The sequence below is a fragment of the Nocardia altamirensis NBRC 108246 genome (genome assembly GCF_001612685.1).
Classification (GTDB): domain Bacteria; phylum Actinomycetota; class Actinomycetes; order Mycobacteriales; family Mycobacteriaceae; genus Nocardia; species Nocardia altamirensis.
Genome location: NZ_BDAY01000048.1, coordinates 51,887 through 68,713 on the forward strand (window position 1 = coordinate 51,887; position 16,827 = coordinate 68,713).

General features: G+C 67.2%; 16 protein-coding genes and 1 pseudogene. 6 read left to right on the top strand and 11 right to left on the bottom strand.

Annotation, left to right across the window (positions count from 1 at the left end; translation table 11 throughout):
- The first annotated feature begins 98 nt into the window (after positions 1 to 98).
- Positions 99 to 1,541 (top strand): amidase, encoded by a 1,443-nt coding sequence (locus NA11_RS24535; protein ID WP_069164383.1) that lies wholly within the window; start codon positions 99 to 101, stop codon positions 1,539 to 1,541.
- Here NA11_RS24535 and mtnC read toward each other — a convergent pair.
- From mtnC to NA11_RS24570, 7 genes are all read right to left on the bottom strand, one after another.
- Entirely contained in the window at positions 1,516 to 2,199 is a 684-nt protein-coding gene (gene mtnC, locus NA11_RS24540; protein WP_069164335.1) for an acireductone synthase, read from the bottom strand. The two genes, NA11_RS24535 and mtnC, sit on opposite strands and share 26 nt — an antisense overlap.
- Positions 2,200 to 2,317: 118 nt before the next feature.
- A complete protein-coding gene (era, locus tag NA11_RS24545; protein WP_069164336.1) occupies positions 2,318 to 3,235 on the bottom strand; it encodes a GTPase Era in 918 nt (305 codons plus the stop codon).
- A complete protein-coding gene (locus tag NA11_RS24550; RefSeq protein ID WP_069164337.1) occupies positions 3,228 to 3,608 on the bottom strand; it encodes a cytidine deaminase-like protein in 381 nt (126 codons plus the stop codon). The genes era and NA11_RS24550 overlap by 8 nt, the downstream gene beginning before the upstream one ends.
- Positions 3,605 to 4,963, bottom strand: a complete 1,359-nt coding sequence (locus NA11_RS24555) for a hemolysin family protein (protein ID WP_069164338.1) — start codon at positions 4,961 to 4,963, stop codon at positions 3,605 to 3,607. Before NA11_RS24555 ends, NA11_RS24550 begins: the two co-directional genes overlap by 4 nt.
- The gene (gene ybeY / locus NA11_RS24560; protein ID WP_069164339.1) at positions 4,960 to 5,514 is read right to left on the bottom strand and encodes an rRNA maturation RNase YbeY; all 555 of its coding nucleotides are present in this window, start codon (positions 5,512 to 5,514) and stop codon (positions 4,960 to 4,962) included. Before ybeY ends, NA11_RS24555 begins: the two co-directional genes overlap by 4 nt.
- Before the next feature lie 75 nt (positions 5,515 to 5,589).
- Positions 5,590 to 6,651, bottom strand: coding sequence for a PhoH family protein (locus NA11_RS24565; protein ID WP_069164384.1), 1,062 nt, complete (start codon positions 6,649 to 6,651; stop codon positions 5,590 to 5,592).
- Between the two features lie 162 nt (positions 6,652 to 6,813).
- On the bottom strand, positions 6,814 to 7,749 hold the full coding sequence (locus NA11_RS24570; protein ID WP_069164340.1) for a LysR family transcriptional regulator: 936 nt from the start codon (positions 7,747 to 7,749) through the stop codon (positions 6,814 to 6,816).
- A 155-nt stretch (positions 7,750 to 7,904) separates the two neighbouring features.
- On the opposite strand from NA11_RS24570, the gene NA11_RS24575 reads away from it, so the two are divergent.
- Together NA11_RS24575 and NA11_RS24580 are read left to right on the top strand one after the other, a co-directional pair.
- Positions 7,905 to 9,149 carry an MFS transporter gene (locus NA11_RS24575; protein WP_069164385.1) on the top strand — a complete coding sequence of 415 codons (1,245 nt, stop codon included), beginning with the start codon at positions 7,905 to 7,907 and terminating at the stop codon, positions 9,147 to 9,149.
- Between the two features lie 166 nt (positions 9,150 to 9,315).
- Positions 9,316 to 10,332, top strand: coding sequence for a DUF6585 family protein (locus NA11_RS24580; RefSeq protein WP_069164341.1), 1,017 nt, complete (start codon positions 9,316 to 9,318; stop codon positions 10,330 to 10,332).
- Between the two features lie 38 nt (positions 10,333 to 10,370).
- Here the strand turns inward: NA11_RS24580 and NA11_RS24585 are convergent, their stop codons facing one another.
- The 3 genes from NA11_RS24585 to hrcA all read right to left on the bottom strand — a co-directional run bounded on the left by NA11_RS24585 (position 10,371) and on the right by hrcA (position 13,445).
- Entirely contained in the window at positions 10,371 to 11,111 is a 741-nt protein-coding gene (locus NA11_RS24585) for a 16S rRNA (uracil(1498)-N(3))-methyltransferase (protein WP_069164342.1), read from the bottom strand.
- Positions 11,112 to 12,269, bottom strand: coding sequence for a molecular chaperone DnaJ (gene dnaJ / locus NA11_RS24590; protein ID WP_069164343.1), 1,158 nt, complete (start codon positions 12,267 to 12,269; stop codon positions 11,112 to 11,114).
- Between the two features lie 144 nt (positions 12,270 to 12,413).
- A complete protein-coding gene (gene hrcA, locus NA11_RS24595) occupies positions 12,414 to 13,445 on the bottom strand; it encodes a heat-inducible transcriptional repressor HrcA (RefSeq protein ID WP_069164386.1) in 1,032 nt (343 codons plus the stop codon).
- A 288-nt stretch (positions 13,446 to 13,733) separates the two neighbouring features.
- On the opposite strand from hrcA, the gene NA11_RS24600 reads away from it, so the two are divergent.
- The 3 genes and pseudogenes from NA11_RS24600 to NA11_RS47400 all read left to right on the top strand — a co-directional run.
- Positions 13,734 to 14,243 (top strand): YbaB/EbfC family nucleoid-associated protein, encoded by a 510-nt coding sequence (locus tag NA11_RS24600; RefSeq protein WP_069164344.1) that lies wholly within the window; start codon positions 13,734 to 13,736, stop codon positions 14,241 to 14,243.
- Positions 14,240 to 14,554 (top strand): WXG100 family type VII secretion target, encoded by a 315-nt coding sequence (locus NA11_RS47395; RefSeq protein WP_501193647.1) that lies wholly within the window; start codon positions 14,240 to 14,242, stop codon positions 14,552 to 14,554. The genes NA11_RS24600 and NA11_RS47395 overlap by 4 nt, the downstream gene beginning before the upstream one ends.
- Positions 14,554 to 14,937: pseudogene (locus NA11_RS47400) on the top strand (WXG100-like domain-containing protein); the annotation flags it as partial. The gene NA11_RS47395 and the pseudogene NA11_RS47400, both read left to right, overlap by 1 nt.
- A gap of 1,088 nt (positions 14,938 to 16,025) precedes the next feature.
- On the opposite strand, the gene NA11_RS24610 reads toward NA11_RS47400, so the two are convergent.
- Entirely contained in the window at positions 16,026 to 16,211 is a 186-nt protein-coding gene (locus tag NA11_RS24610; RefSeq protein WP_069164346.1) for a hypothetical protein, read from the bottom strand.
- Positions 16,212 to 16,827 lie beyond the last annotated feature (616 nt).

The following is a 16,827-nucleotide window of genomic DNA, read 5'->3' on the forward strand; positions in this document are numbered from 1 at the left end:
TGCCGACCGCAGAGCACACTCGTTGCACGGAGCGCACTGGTCACTTGACCAGACACGCGCTACCGTCGTCGCGAAAGCACGACGAGACGGAGCTCACCATGACGGTGTCCGAACCACCTCGGCCGCCCGCCGAGGCACTGGCCGGCCTCGGGCTGGCCGACCACGCCGCCGCGCTCGCGCAAGGCACGATCAGCTCCGTCGCCGCGGTGGGTGCCGCGCTCGACCGGATCGAGGCCGCGCAGCCGACGCTCAACGCGTTTCGGATCGTCCGCCGTGAACGGGCGCTGAGCGAGGCAGCCGATGCCGATCGACAGCTTGCGGCCGGTGTGCGACTGCCGCTGCTCGGCGTGCCGATTGCGGTGAAGGACGACACCGATATCGCCGGTGAGCCAACGGCTTTCGGATGCGGTGGCAGCTTCGCGCCGCAGACGACGGACGCCGAATCGGTGCGACGGCTCCGTGCGGCGGGCGCGGTGATCGTCGGCAAGACCAACACGTGTGAGCTCGGGCAGTGGCCGTTCACCAGTGCGGCGTCCTTCGGCCACACCCGCAATCCCTGGGCCGCCGACCGCACGCCAGGCGGTTCCTCCGGCGGCTCGGCGGCCGCGGTCACGGCCGGATTGGTGCCTGCCGCACTGGGTTCCGACGGCGCGGGCTCCATCCGCATCCCGGCCTCGTGGACCAATCTCGTCGGCATCAAACCGCAGCGTGGCCGCATCTCGACCTGGCCGCACGCCGAAGCGTTCTACGGGCTCACCGTAAACGGCCCGCTGGCAAGGACGGTCGCCGACGCCGCCCTGCTGCTCGATGTCGCCGCAGGGCCGCACTCCGGTGATTTACACACTCCCGCACCAATTTCCGCGACCGATGCGGTCGGCCGCGACCCCGGCAAGCTGCGGATCGCACTGTCGCTGCGCACCCCGTTCACCGCGACCAGGACCATGCTCGACCCCGAGGTAGCGGCGGCAGTGCGGCGCATCGGCGACACCCTGCGTGCGCTCGGCCACACCGTCACCGTCGCGGATCTGCACTACGGCCTGCTGATCGGCGCGTCGTTCCTGCCACGTTCACTGGCAGGCATCCGCTCGGTCCACCGGAATATGCCTGGCGCCCAGGTGGATCCGCGCACGCTCGCCAATGCCCGCTTCGGCACGCTGCTCGACGGACCCGCCCTGTTCGCCTCCAGGAAGGCAGAGCCCTTCTTACACAAGCGCATAGGCACCTTCTTCCGCGACTACGACCTGGTCCTCGCGCCGACCACCGCGACACCGCCGCCGCGCGCCGAAGACATCGACGGCATCGGCGTGCACGCGACCAACAACCTCATCACCGCCGCCTGCCCCTACACCTGGCCGTGGAACGTGCTCGGCTGGCCGAGCGTGAACGTGCCCGCCGGTTTCACCGACGCGGGCCTACCGGTCGGCGCGCAACTGATGAGCACGGCATCGACCGAGCCACTGCTGATTTCAGTTGCGGCGCAATTGGAATCAGAACTGCACTGGGAGCGGGAACGCCCTAGCCCGTGGTGGGAATCTCGCTGAACGACGCGACCCGAGGATGCGTGCCGACCTCCGGCGAACCGTCCTCGACGCGGGACACACCCACTGTCCGCAAGCCCGCAGCGGCCGCGGCGTCCAGCTTCTCGACGGCGCCGGAAACGAACCGAATCCGCTCAGGACTTACACCGATCACCTTCGCGATCAACCTGTAGGACAACGGATCGTCGACCTCCCCTTCCGCCGTGCTGTCGAAGTGACCGCTCAGCCCGCCGGACAGATCGCCGAACTGTGAGTTCGCAAACCAGATCTGTTGCACCAGCTCGGATTCGGCCGAGAAGACATACACCTGCACCCCCGCCTGCGCCCAGTTCGCCAGCGCAGGCGGCACGTCCGCATAGAACTGCGCGGTCAACGCCCCCGACGCGAACCCGTCTAACCAGATCAACCCCTGCAACGCCCGCAACGGCTCGGCCCTGATCTCGAGATCCGCCCACTGCTCCAGCCGCCCGGTAACCGCCGCCGCATCAGCGTGCACATCCCCCATCGCCAACCGCAAAGTATCGACGATGCGCCCGATCTCGGGCTCCGGCCTGCGGATCCACTCCGCCAGCCGCGCGCGGGCATAGGGATACAACGAGTCTCGTATAGCAGCAACAGGACTCACCGTGCCTTCGATATCGAGCAGCACAGCCTCACTCATACGACAACCTCATCTCGGTCGGCACTACGGTGGCGATCCGGCCACCCTACCGACCGAGTCACCTCGCGACAGCGCCGGAAGTGGCATCATCGATGGCTCACGATTGCCCAGCAGACAATCAGAACCCCAACTTGCCCAACTGCTTCGGATCCCGCTGCCAGTCCTTGGCAACCTTCACATGCAGGTTGAGGTAGATGCGGGTGCCGAGAATGTGCTCGATCTGCTTGCGGGCGTTGGTGCCGACCTCTTTGAGGCGCGCACCACCCTTGCCGATGATGATCGACTTCTGGCTCGGCCGTTCGACGTAGAGAATCGCGTGCACGTCGAGCATGTCTTCGCGCTCTTCGTACGGGAGGATCTCTTCGATGACAACCGCCAGCGAGTGCGGCAGTTCGTCCCGAACCCCCTCGAGCGCGGCCTCGCGAATGAGCTCCGCCATGAGGGTTTCCTCCGGCTCGTCGGTGAGCTCTCCGTCGGGGTAAAACGCCGGTCCCTCAGGCATTTTCGAGGCGATCACGTCGACGAGGACCTCGACCTGCTCACCCTTGACCGCGGATACCGGCACCACGTCGGCTTCAGGGCCGAGCAGTTTTGACAACGCGAGGAGCTGCTCGGCGATCTGGTCCCGGCTCACCTTGTCGATCTTGGTGACCACACCGAGCACCGTCGTCTTCGGCGCCATCTGCTTGATCTGCTGCACGATCCATCGATCGCCCGGCCCGATCTTCTCGTCGGCGGGCACGCACAGCGTGATCACGTCGACCTCGGAATACGTATCGCGCACAAGGTCGTTCAGCCGCTGGCCGAGCAGGGTGCGCGGCCGATGCAGGCCTGGCGTATCGACCAGGATGAGCTGCGCGTGTTCGCGGTGCACGATGCCGCGGATGGTATGCCTGGTGGTCTGCGGGCGCGAGGAGGTGATCGCGATCTTCTGGCCCACAAGCGCATTGGTCAGCGTCGACTTGCCGGTGTTCGGCCTGCCGACGAAACAGACGAAGCCGGAACGGAATTCGGCGTCTGCCCGACCGTCAGCCACCGGAGACCTCGCTGGCAGTCTGTGCGTCGACGGCGATTTCCGCGTCGTCGACGATCTCGAAGACCGCACCGTTCTGGTCGGTGAAAATGATCCTGGCGGCCGGCGACACCTCACGCACCGCGGCGACCCCGTAGTCGGACAGGCGCCCGCCGACCACCACGGCCGCCTCGAAACCCTCTGCGCCGCTGGAGATCGCGGCCGTGACCGCCGCCTGCAGCGCGGTCATCCGCAGCGCGGTCAGGCTCACCTCGCCCGCCGCGTAGGTGCGGCCGTCGGTGTCGCGGATCGCCGCGCCGCTCGTGCCACCGGTGCGGCCCATCGCGCCACGCGCCAACACCACCAGTTTGTTGTCCTCGGGATCCAATTCGGTCATTCGGTGTCTCCGTCCTCGTGTCGACCGGCCGGGACTTCCCGATCCGAGCCGTTGCCTTTGCGCTTGCCGTTCGGCTTGCGGTCCTCGCCGCTCTGCGCCTTGTCCGTCGCCTTGCGCACCACCACGGTGTGCACCCGCACCCGCCCACGCGTGTCCGCGCCGCCCTCGCCGCGCAACACCAGCCCGTGCACCACGACCTTCGAGCCGGGCAACGGCACCCGGCCGAGTTCGTGCGCCATCAACCCGCCGACCGTGTCGACGTCTTCCTCCTCGATGTCGAGCCCGTACAGCTCACCGAGGTCTTCGACCGGCAACCGCGCCGACACGCGATAGCGACCGTCGCCGAGGTCTTCGATGGGTGGCGTCTCGTCGATGTCGTATTCGTCGGCGATCTCACCGACGATCTCCTCGAGCACGTCCTCGATCGTCACCAGCCCGGCTATCCCGCCGTATTCATCGACCAACAGCGCCATGTGGTTACGCCTGCGCTGCATTTCGTCGAGCAGGCTGTCCAAGGGTTTCGAGTCGGGCATGAACACCGCGGGCCGCATCACCTCGCCGACGAGCACCTTGCGGCTGCGTTCCGCATACGGCACAAGATCTTTCAGATACACCACGCCGAGGATGTCGTCGACGTTCTCGCCGATCACCGGGATGCGCGAGTGCCCGGACCGCACCGCGAGCGACATCGCCTGTGCCGCAGTCTTGTCCGCCTCGATCCAGACCATCTCGGTGCGCGGCACCATCACCGCACGCGCGGCGGTATCGCCGAGTTCGAAGACGGACTGGATCATTCGGCGTTCGTCGTCGGCGACCACACCGCGCTCGCTGGCCATCTCGACCACCTCGCGCAGCTCGATCTCGGAGGCGAACGGGCCGTTGCGGAAACCCTTACCCGGCGTGATCGCGTTACCGAGCAGGATGAGCAGCCTGCTGAGCGGGCCGAGCAGCGCGCCGATGAATTGCAGCGGCAGCGCGGCGATCAGCGCGATCGAATAGGCGTGCTGGCGGCCGAGGGTACGCGGGCCGACCCCGATCACCACATAGGACACCAGCACCATGACCAGCGCGGTGGCCAGCAACGCCCACTCGTCGTTCCATACCGCGATCAGTGCCGCCGCGAGCAGCACGGTGGCGCCGATTTCGCACAGAATGCGCAGCAGCACCATGAGATTCACGTAGCGGGCGCGGTCTGCGACGATCTTGCTGAGCCGCACCGCGCCAGGCCGGTCGGCCCGGACCATGTCGTCGACCCGTGCCGGAGAGATGGTGTTCAACGCCGAATCGACACCCGCGAACACCCCGCCCACCGGGACGAGCAGGACCGCGAGCAGGATCAGGGTCAGCGAACTCACGCGGGTCCCAGTGCGTCACCCGGTGTGGTGAAGCCCGCCTTCCCCAGCAACCTGGCGTCCCTGGCGGCGAGTTCGGCCCGCCGCTGTGCCTCGCGCAGGCTCTCGTACCACTCTTCGAGCAGCCGGTCCTGCAGCGCGAACATTTCCTTCTCCTCGTCCGGCTCGGCATGGTCGTAGCCGAGCAGGTGCAGGACGCCGTGCACGGTGAGCAGCGCGAGTTCGTGGTCGAGCGAGTGCCCGGCCTTGCGCGCCTGGCCCGCGGCGAACTCGGGGCAGAGCACGATGTCGCCGAGCATGGACGGGCCGGGTTCCGGACTGTCCGGCCGCCCGCCCGGCTCGAGTTCGTCCATCGGGAACGACATGACGTCGGTCGGGCCGGGTAGATCCATCCAGCGCATGTGCAGGTCGGCCATGGTGTCGAGATCGACGAGCACCATCGACAGTTCCGCGGCGGGGTGCACGTCCATCCGGCCGATCACGAACCGCGCGACACTGACCAGATCCTCTTCGGGTACGTCGATACCCGACTCGTTGGCGATCTCGATACTCACCCGGTAAGCCTATGTCACCGCAGATGGCCGGTTGCCGCGCAACCCGAGGTCCGGGTCACGCGACAACCTGCGATGTCAGCGCCGATCGCCGCGGCTCGCGGCACGACGTTGCGCCCGGTTGCCCGGATAGTGCGGGCCGACCTGCGGCCTGGCTTCCGACTCTGCCCGGTCGTAGGCGTCGACGATGTCGGCGACCAGCCGGTGCCGGACCACGTCGCTGCTGGTGAGATACGAGAAGTGGATGTCCTCGATATCGGTGAGGATCTCACTCGCCGCCCGCAGCCCCGACCGTGCGCCGGTCGGCAGGTCGACCTGGCTGACGTCGCCGGTCACCACGATCTTCGAGCCGAAGCCGAGCCGGGTGAGGAACATCTTCATCTGCTCGGCCGTGGTGTTCTGCGCCTCGTCGAGCACGATGAACGAATCGTTGAGCGTGCGACCGCGCATGTACGCCAGCGGCGCGACCTCGATGACGCCTGCCGCCATCAACTTCGGGATGGCTTCGGGATCCATCATGTCGTGCAGTGCGTCGTAGAGCGGGCGCAGGTACGGATCGATTTTCTCGTTGAGCGTGCCAGGCAGGAAGCCGAGCCGCTCACCTGCCTCCACCGCGGGGCGGGTCAGGATGATCCGGTTGACCTGCTTGGTCTGCAGCGCCTGCACGGCCTTGGCCATCGCCAGATACGTCTTGCCGGTACCGGCAGGGCCGATGCCGAAGACGATGGTGTTGGCGTCGATCGCGTCGACGTAGCGCTTCTGGTTCAGCGTCTTCGGCCGGACGGTCTTGCCGCGCCGGGACAGGATGTCCAGGCTGAGCACCTCGGCCGGGGACTCCGATGAGCCCTCCGTGAGCATGGATACGGTGTGCCGCACCGCTTCCGGAGTCACCACTCGATTCCGGCCGGTCAGCGCGATGAGCTGTTCGATTACTCGCTCGGCGAGCGCGACATCGGCCGCCTTGCCGGTCAGGGTGACGGAATTGCCGCGGACATGGATGTCCGCATCGAGCAGCTCTTCGAGTTCACGCAGATTCTGGTCGGCCGAACCGAGGAACGGGAACACGGATTCGGGAGCGAGTTCGATACTGGAACGCACGGTGCGTGCTGCGGGGCCCGAGCCGTTGTCGTCGGCGCCGATGCCTGCCGTTGATGGAGTGGTCGGGTCGCCGATCTCGCCTTGTGTTCTCAAAAGTGGCTATAGCCTGCTTTCCGGTCTCGACGTGCTGCTGTGTTGAGGAAAGTTTAACGCGCCCCACCGACACCGCCCAGTGAATAAGCCGCTATCGGAGGGACCGGACGATCACGGGATTCCCCGGCGGCGCTGTGCCCAATCCTCGGTGAAATCACGAAAGCGTCGCGTCGCGCCCGATGGCGCGATCGCGGCCGACCACACCAGGCCGACATCGCGGGTCGCGCCCGCGTCCGCGAGCGGGATCAGCACCGGTCCAGGCAGGCGTTGCTCCGGCTTCGCGCCGACCACCCGCGGGGCGCTCGCCGGGCCGAGATCCTCCTCCGGCAGCACACCGACGCCGAGACCGGCGGCGACCAGGCCTGCGACGGTGACGAGGTCGCTGGACTCGAAGGCGATACGCAGGCGCAGGTCGGCGGCGGCGGACAGGTCCTCGACGATCCGGCGCATCCCGTAGCCGGGATGCATGGCGATGAAGTCCTCGTCGGCGATTTCGGCGAGACGCACCTGCCTGCGGCCGACCAGCCGGTGATCGGCGGGGACGGCGAGGGCGAGCCGCTGACGCAGCAGACCGCGCCAGCCGATGCCAGGCATGGTCGGGCGCGGCGAGACGATGCCGAGATCCGACGTGCCGTCGAGCACATCGGTGGCCACCATTTCCGAAGGACCCTGCCGCAGCGCGAAAGAGATTCGGGCGGAACCGCGCCGGAATTCGCCGACCAGTTGCGGCACCAGCCAGCCGCCGAAGGAATGCAAAAAGGACAGGCGCACAACACCGTTGGCCGGGCTGTTCAGATCGGCGATGGATTGGCTCGCCGCGTCGAGTTCGGATTGCGCGCGGCGGGCGTGTTCGTAATAGATGCGGCCGAACTCGTTGAGGGTGATGCGTTTGCCGCGTCGGTCGAACAGCTCGACGCCGAACTTGCGCTCCAACCTGCCGAGCATGCGCGACAGGGTCGGCTGAGCGATGTGCAGGCGCTCTGCGGCCGCGCCGACCCGTTCCAGTTCGGCCAGCGTGGTGAACCATTCGAGGTCGGCGCCAAGCATGGTTGTCTGCTCCTCAGGTCAGCGTGGTGCTTGTCACACCACGTTCCGGCGTCGCGGTCGGCATCGGCGAGCACTCTGTCTATATGCGCTCGGTGCATGAACTTCTCTATTATTATTCATTTCCCTTCGGAAGACCGGGTGACGATCCTGGATCGGTGACCCTCACGAAGACTCGCCCGGCCGCGGTCCGCGACATCGCGCACGAGCGCCGGATCATCACCGCGCTGTTCGCGGCGGGGTTGGCGACCTTCGCGACGATGTACAGCGCGCAGGCGTTGCTGCCGAGTCTGTCCGCCGAGTTCGGTGCCGCGCCCGCCCATGCGGCGCTTGCGGTTTCGCTCACCACGGGCGTGCTCGCGCTGGCGATCATCCCCGTCAGCGCGCTGTCGTCGCGCATCGGCCGCACCAGAGTGATGACGGTGTCCGCACTGAGTTCGGCGGCGATCGGACTGCTGCTGCCGCTCAGCCCTTCGCTGGATGTGCTGCTCGCCGGGCGGGCCTTGCAAGGCTTGACCTTGGCCGGAGTACCCGCCGTCGCGATGGCCTATCTCGCCGAAGAGATCGGCGCCGAGGGTCTCGGCGCGGCGATGGGCGTCTATATCGCGGGCACCAGCATGGGCGGGCTTGCCGGGCGGGTGATACCGGCTTTCACCCTCGGCGTCGGGTCATGGCGGTGGGCCGAAGCGTCGATCTCGGTGGCGGCGGCGGTGTGCACCCTGTGGTTCGTGCGCGGTCTGCCACCGTCCCGCGGCTTTGTCCCGCAATCGGCCGGAATCCGTACGGTGGTGGGCGATCTCGTGGTTCAACTCCGCCATCGCGGCCTGCTCGCACTGTTCGGGCTCGCGCTGGTCCTCGTCGGCGGATTCGTTTCGCTCTACAACTTCCTCGGCTACCGGCTCACCCAGCCGCCCTTCGAATTGCCCAGCGCGGTAGCAGGTTTGGTGTTCGTGCTCTACGCCGCGGGCAGCGGTGCTTCAGCGGTCGCCGGACGGCTCGCCGATCGCATCGGCCGCCAGTGGGTGCTCGCCGCCGCGGTGCTGGTCATGGGCATCGGCTTGGCCATGACGCTTCCCGACAACCTCGCCACCCTGATCCTCGGCATGGCCCTGTGCACCGCAGGCTTTTTCGGCGCCCACTCGGTCGCCAGCGGATGGGTCGGCGCCATGGCGGTCGGCAACCGCGGCGCGGCATCCTCGCTGTACCTGTTCTCCTTCTATGTCGGCAGCGCCGTCATCGGCGGCGGGAGCGGCATCGCCTACACCCACTACGGCTGGACCGGCCTAGCAGCCAGTGTCGGCATTCTGCTCGTCGTCGCCGCAATCCTCGTGTCTGCATTGTCGATTCACGCGACAGCCGCACGACGATCGGCGTCCTGCGCCGAGGCGGGTCAGGCTGCGTAGCGCCGCCAGGACCCCCGAATTTCGGGCACGATTTGTGCCGAAGACAGCGCTACGCTGCGAGCCATAGGTGTTACACGGGAGGACGGCACCTGAATCGCTTGTACGGCTGCTCTTTTCCGCCATCGATGCGGCGAGCTGCTGCGAGCTCAACGGGAGGAAGCCACCGATGTCGACACCACGGCCCAAGCGCCGGATCCGATTCGGGTTCATCGCCACAGTCCTGTGCGGCTTCACCTTGGCAGGGATCCTGATCGCGGTTGGATTGCCGGGTGATCGCGAATCCCTTGTCTTCAACGACACCATCGTCAGCTCCACCGACGAATGCGTCGTCATCAACGGCGGCCCAGGCGGACAAACGCGCCGCGGCAGCTGTGCGGACTTGGGGCACAAGGAAATCCGATACCACCCCGCGCAATGGTGGGCGATCCTGTTGGGACTTGGCGTTGCCGGGTTGGTCGGGTCCTACGCCGTGCGCACGGTGGTCAATGGGCGTCGTGCCTACAAGGTCGAAAAGGACACCGTCAGCGACGGTACCGAGCTCGACCAAGTCGCAGCACTTCATCAGCTCGGCCACCGCCAGGACATCTTCGTTCTGACGCGTGGCGCGGTGATCTCGAACGAGACGGCGCTGCTCGGACAGTTCGGCGAGGGTCTGGTCGTCTGCAGCACCGCGGTCGCGCCGCGCGCCTACCGGTGGGACCAGATCGTTTCGATACGACATGGCACCACGCACAGGTCGTCCAACAGCGGTTATGACGGCACCGACTTCGAGCATGCGCTGACCTTCGACGATGGGACTGCGCTGGCGGTCGAGGGCTCCTACAAGGATCCGGCACGATCATCCGACTACGAGCCCAATGAGCAAGCAGCGCAACGACTCGACGTGCTCGGCGGTCAGATCGCCTGGCAGGTCTGCACGCTGCGGCTACCCGCTGCTCAAACCGCATTGATCGAGGGCAGATCGGTCGACTTCGACGGCATCGCGGTCAGCACCGCAGGCCTGGTACACAACGGCACAACGGTAGCCTGGCCGTCGATCAAGGCGGTGCAGGTAAATCTCGGAGTCCTGACCATCTCTCAGTCAGGGCGGTTGCGCCCGGTGGTCAAGAAGGAAGTCGGCAAGATTCCGAATCTGTCGATGCTGCTCACGCTCTGCGAGGCACTGCGCCGCACCACCGCATAAACATCCAGCCGTGCCGCCTGGTGACGACACCCTAGGGATTACCAGCGAGGGGTCAACGCACCCAGGGCGCCGAGAGCCACCGCGGCTGCCGTGGAGGTACGCAGGACGGTGGGGCCGAGCAGGACGATGTCTGCACCCGCCTCGGCGAGGGCGGCGAGTTCGGCGTCGTCGAGACCGCCTTCGGGGCCGACGATCAGCACGATCTCGGCGACGCCTGCGAACGGGAGCTCGGTGAAGCGGCCGGTGCCGGATTCGTGCAGTGCGGCGACAATCGCGCCGTCCGCCTTCGACTTTCGGATCAGGTCGAGGAGGTCACGGGTCCGATGTAGGTCCGCGACCTCAGGGATGTAGGGGCGCCGCGATTGCCGGGCGGCCGAGCGGGCGGCGGCGCGCCACTTGTCAACGGCCTTGCCCGCCTTGCCTTCCCAGTTCGCGATGCAGCGGGCAGCCTGCCACGGGACGATCGTGTCGGCGCCCGCCTCGGTCATCAGCTCGACCGCCAGCTCCGAGCGATCGGATTTCGGCAGCGCCTGCACCACCGTGACCTGCGGCGAAACCGGTTTCGCCACAGTACGATTCAGCACCCGAAGGTCAAGCCGGTCACGTTGCGCCGCAACGACTTCCGATTCAGCGAGCACACCGTGCCCGTCCGACAACGTGATCGGCTCACCGACCCGGATGCGGCGCACCGTTGCGGCGTGCCTGCCTTCCTGGCCGTCGAGCACGGCGACGGCACCCGGTTCGGGCACCTCGTCGAGGTAGAAGACCGTCGCGGCCAACTAGCGCCCGCTGAACGAGGCCCGCAGCCTGGCGAACAGGCCGCTGTTGTGCTCGGACTGCGTCGACATCACCTCGGCGCGCTCGTTCGGGCGCATGCCCTTGTACTTGCGCAGCAGGTCGGTCTGCTTGCCGTCTAGCTTGGCCGGGATCACGATGTCCAGGTGCGCGAGCAGGTCGCCACGCGCGCCGGAGCGCAGGCGCGGCATGCCGTGGCCGCGCAGCACCGAAACCTCGCCGGGCTGGGTGCCCGGCGCGATGCTCAGCTCGGTCGGTCCGTCCAGGATCGTGTCGATCACCACGGTGGTGCCGAGGGTCGCGTCGACCATCGGGACGCGGATGGTGCAGTGCAGGTCGTCGCCGTCGCGGACGAACACGTCGTGCGGCTGCTCGACGATCTCGACATACAGGTCACCGGCGTGCCCGCCGCCCGGTCCGACCTCGCCCTGCGCGGCCAGTCGCACCCGCATGCCGTTCGCGACACCGGCCGGAATCGGCGCGGCGATCTCGCGACGCGCACGCACCCGGCCGTCGCCACCGCACTTGTGGCACGGATCGGGGATGGTCTCGCCTGCCCCACGGCAGGTCGGACACGGACGCGAGGTCAGCACCTGGCCGAGGAACGAACGCTGCACGGATTGCACTTCGCCTGCGCCACCGCAGGTTTCGCAACGCACCGGCTTGGATTTGCCGTTGGTGCCGGCGCCGGTGCACACATCGCACAGGATCGCGGTGTCCACCGTCAGATGCTTGGTCACGCCGACCGCGCATTCGGCCAGGCTCAGCCTGGTCCGCAGCAGCGAGTCCGCGCCGGGCTGCACCCGGCCGCGCGGCTTGCGCGCGCCACCGCCGGAGGCACTCATGCCGCCGAAGAACGCCTCGAACACATCCCCGAGCCCGCCGAAACCGGCACCCGAGAAGCCGCCACCAGCGCCGCCGCCGGATTCCAGCGGGTCACCGCCCATGTCGACGATGCGGCGCTTCTCCGGATCCGACAGCACCTCGTAGGCGGCCGATACTTCCTTGAACTTGGCCTGCGCCGTCTCGTCCGGGTTGACGTCGGGATGGAGTTCCCGCGCCAGCTTGCGGTAGGCGCGCTTGATCTCCTGGTCGGTCGCGTTCTTCGCGACGCCGAGCAGTCCGTAGTAGTCCCGTGCCACTTGAGTTCTCTAGTCCTTGGTCGTTCTCGACAGTGCCCGACGGTGGCCTTCACCGTTCCAACCGCCATGCTGACAACAGCATTAGTCGGATGCACTCAACTTTATCCGGCCGGAATTACGAGAGTAGCAGCGGTGCCGGTGCCGTCAGCGTTCGGCGAGGACCTCGCCGATGTACCTGGCGACCGCCGCGACCGACGCGATGGTCCCCGGATAGTCCATCCGGGTCGGGCCGAGCACGCCCATGCCGCCGAGTACCGCACCGGAGGTGCCGTAGCCCGTCGACACCACCGAGGTGCCGCGCATCTGCTCGACCTGGGTCTCCTCGCCGATGCGCACGGTCACGGTGCCAGGCTGCTGTGCGGCGGCAAGCAGTTTCAGCACGATCACTTGCTCCTCCAACGCCTCGAGCACATCACGCAGCGAGCCGGGGAACCCGAAGTCGGCAGCGTTGCGCGTCAGGTTGGCAGTACCGCCGAGCACGAGGCGCTCCTCCGGATGCTCGACCAGGGTCTCCACCAACACCGTCGACACCCGAATCAACACATCCCGCAACCGCAGCGGCGACCGATCAGGCAGCTCCGCGACCGCGGCCGACGCCGCGGCCAGCCGCTTTCCGTCCATCGCGCCGCCGAGCATGCCGCGCAACGCGGCCAGGTCTTCGTCATCGACCAGCGCGCCGAGCTCGACCAGTCGCTGATCGACGCGCCCTGTGTCGGTGATCACCACGAGCAGCAGGCGCGCGGGATTCAACGCGACCACCTCGATATGGCGCACCGTCGACGCGGACACCGACGGGTACTGCACGACCGCGACCTGCCTGGTCAGCTGGGCCAGCAGCCGCACACCGCGGCGCAACACGTCATCGAGATCGACCCCCGACTCCAAGAACTCCATGATCGCGCGCCGCTCCGCCCCCGACAGCGGCTTCACCTCGGCGATCCGGTCCACGAACTGCCGGTACCCCTTGTCCGTCGGGATGCGCCCGGAACTGGTGTGCGGCTGCGTGATGTACCCCTCCGCCTCCAACACCGCCATGTCGTTGCGCACCGTCGCACTCGACACCCCGAGATTGTGCCGCTCCACCAGGCTCTTCGACCCGATCGGCTCCTTGGTCGCGACATAATCCGCGACGATCGCGCGCAGGACCTCGAAGCGCCTGTCCTCGGTGCTCGACATCGGTCCCACCTCCTCGCTCGTCCTCGGGTACGCCCGCACCATGGCCACCAGCGAACCCGTCCCATCACACAGCCGGAGACCGTTCCCGGCCCAGCCTGTTTATCCAGTCTAATTGCCAGACCCCGAATCGCCCGCTCCCGCGCGCGCGAGACCGGACACCCGCCTACTCCCAGTGACCACGATCACCCGCACCGCCCTTCGCGCCGAATTCGAATTCGATGGAACCGATCGTCGGCTCGCTGCGTCGGATTCAAGTGACGGATCGAATCTCGAAGCGGGGGTGGACCGGTGCACGATGAACGGCGCGAGATCGCGCAGGCACGCAACGACGAACTGCGGGATCAGATCGGTGCACTGCTCGAGACCTTCGACCAGCAACGCCGGGAGCTGGCCGAGGCACAGTCCACCCTCGCCGCAACCACGGTGACAGCGTGGTCCTCCGACAAGCTGATTCGCGTGGAGAGCAACGCCGCCGGGGTTCCGGTGGCGGTGCACGTCGAACCCGACACGTACAGACGCATCAGCCCCGCCGAGCTCGGACAATCCATCACCGAGGCGGTGCAGGCGGCTGCACAGCAAGCCAGGGACGTCACCCAGCAGACCATCGCGCCCATCGGGGAACTGGCGGGCGGGATTCCGGACCTCGCCGACCTCGTGCCAGGCGCACCCGCCATTCGCGATCTCGTTCGCTCAATGCTCCCGGAAACCCCCGCGCCATCGGTGGCCCCCAGAGTGTGGGACGAGGACGCTGAGGACGAGTACTACCGCAACCGGTCCTACCTGCGGGAGCGCCCGTGACGAACTTTCGTGCCGACCCGGATACGTTGCGCGCCAACCGCTCTGGGTTCGCTGACGTCGCGGATCGAATCGCCGCCGCAGCGGCGAACCTGCGGCGGGTGCTCGACGCCGAGGGCGAATGCTGGGGATCGGATCAGATCGGACAGAGTTTCGCCAAGAACTACACGCCAGGCGTCCCGAAGGCCTTGGACGGCGTCGACAAGCTCGGCACCACGATGAACAACCTCGGCGATCGGGTGGTCGCTGTCGCGGACGCACTACAGAATCGTGACCAGGCCAACGCCGGCGACCTGGGCCAGGTCCCCCGCTGATGGGCATCGAGATCCCCGAATCCCTGCAATGGGTCGCCAAATGGATTGTCGGGGCAGGCGATTGGCCCGAAGGTGACGAGACCGCCATGTGGCGGGTCTCCGATGCCTGGTCGGGGATGGCGTCGGCGCTCAACGACATCGACGACGACGCGCACCACACCGTCCAGCAGGTACTGGCCGCGATCGACGGCCGAACCCATGACTCGATCGAGGAATACTGGGACCAGCTGATGGGCGAGAAAGGCGCCTGGGCGGGCCTGGTCAAATATCTCGACAGCATGGCCGACCAAATCGGTGACGGCGCAGCCGATATCGAGCAGACCAAGCTCGTGATCATCGGCACGATGGTCGTCTTCGCGATCGAGATGGCGCCACTGCTGGCGACCGCGTGGACCGGGATCAGCGCCGCGGGCGCCGTAGCGCTTCGAGTGGCCACCCAGATCACCATTCGCATGGCGATCAAGGAACTGATCGTCCGCATGTTGACCCGCGCGGCGGCCAAAGCCGCTGCGCGTGCCGCATTGCACGGGGCCTTCGCCGAGGCGCTCGAAGAGGGCGGCCTGGAGATCGGCACCAAATTCCTGCAGTTGGGCATAGGCCACCGCGACGACGTCACCGTTCAGGATTGGAAAGGTGCCGGTGTCGCCGCCGCCGCGGGTGCGGCAGGTGGTGCTGTCGGTGCCGGGCTCGGCAGCAACGGACTGCTCTCCGGTGCGAGCGACGCAGCGTCGAGTCGGCTCGGCCGCGCCGCCGTCGAAGGGACCACCGAGGCGGCGACGGGCGTCGCAGGCGAAATCGCAGGCGCCGCAACCGCTGCCGCGCTTACCGATCAGCCGTTCAACCTCACGCTCGACAGTGTCACCTCGTCCGTGGCGCAAGGAGTTCCTGCCGGCGTGCATGCTGCGGGCAACCATCACAGTGATACTGATGCGCCGCCCACTCCGGACATCGACCGCGCCGGTGGAAGTTTGCCGCCAGCCCCTGCCATTGACCGCGCGGACGGCAACGTTCCGCCAGCGCCGACCAGCGATGGCAACCCGGCCACCGTGCCTAACACGAGTCCGCCCGAAGGCACCGCACCGACGGCCGAAAACCTAGGCGCACAAACCAACCTCGCTGGTGTTGAGCAGAACTCGACGCCATCGAGTCCTGTCGAGAGCACCAGCCCAGCCAGTGCTGACCGAAGCCCGACGGAGACAACACAAAAACCGGCGGACCCGACCAGCCCCGCTGTGCCATCGCCTAACGAGAACGCTGCTGCGAGTACGACCAGTCCGCAGGCGCAAGACCTAGCCGCCAACGTCAGCCATGACGCAGGGGCGTCGTCGGACACCAGCTCCACTGTGCCATCGCCTAACGAGAGCGCTGCCGCGAGTACGACCAGCCCACAGGCACAAAACCTAGCCGCCGACGTCACGCCGGACGCAGGGGCGTCGTCGGACACCAGCTCCGCTTCTGAAGGTGCTGTCGATCAGCCGAAACCGAGCTCGACGACTACATCGACGACTACGGACACTCCGACCGCACCCGTGCACACCAGCGACACCCCAACAGCACCCACGCACACCAGCGACACTCCGACCGCACCCGCGCACACCAGCGACACTCCGACCGCGCCCACGCACACCAGCGACACCCCGACAGCGCCTGCGGACACTGGCGGCACTCTATCCGCGCAGACGCAATCCCTCGCCGACGTCGGCACCGATACCACCGCGCCCACAAACACGACTGTTCCGACAGATACCGATGTAGAACAACCTGTTTCGAGCCAGAACCCGCCGAGCACCACCGAGGTCGAGACCACCACGTCTCCTGGCGATGCCCCGGGCACCGATCCACATCACCAGAACCCCGCTGAAACGCACGGCACTGCGCCTACCACTCAGGACTCCACCCTGCCGCCGAATCCAAAGAGCGCACTACAGGATTCGAGTCCCCCAACCACCGGCCCTCCCGGAGATCAGCCTGCACACGCAACGCCCTCCCCTGCCGACAACCTCACGAACCCCGCACCGCCGAAACACGAGACGCCGCCAGCCGTAGATCCCACGCCGAGCCGAATCGATTCGTCAACCAGCGCCCCAACCCCGCCGACCCCCGCAGCGGCGCCCCCTGCTCCAAGCGAAAGCTCCACCACCACAACAACACCCGACTCCACCACCGCGGCAACCGCAGCCGCCACTCCGCTGGGCACCATCCCCAACACAGCCGCGGTGACTCCGACTGGCGATCCCCCTCACCGCACAACCACCACAACACCCGACCCCGCG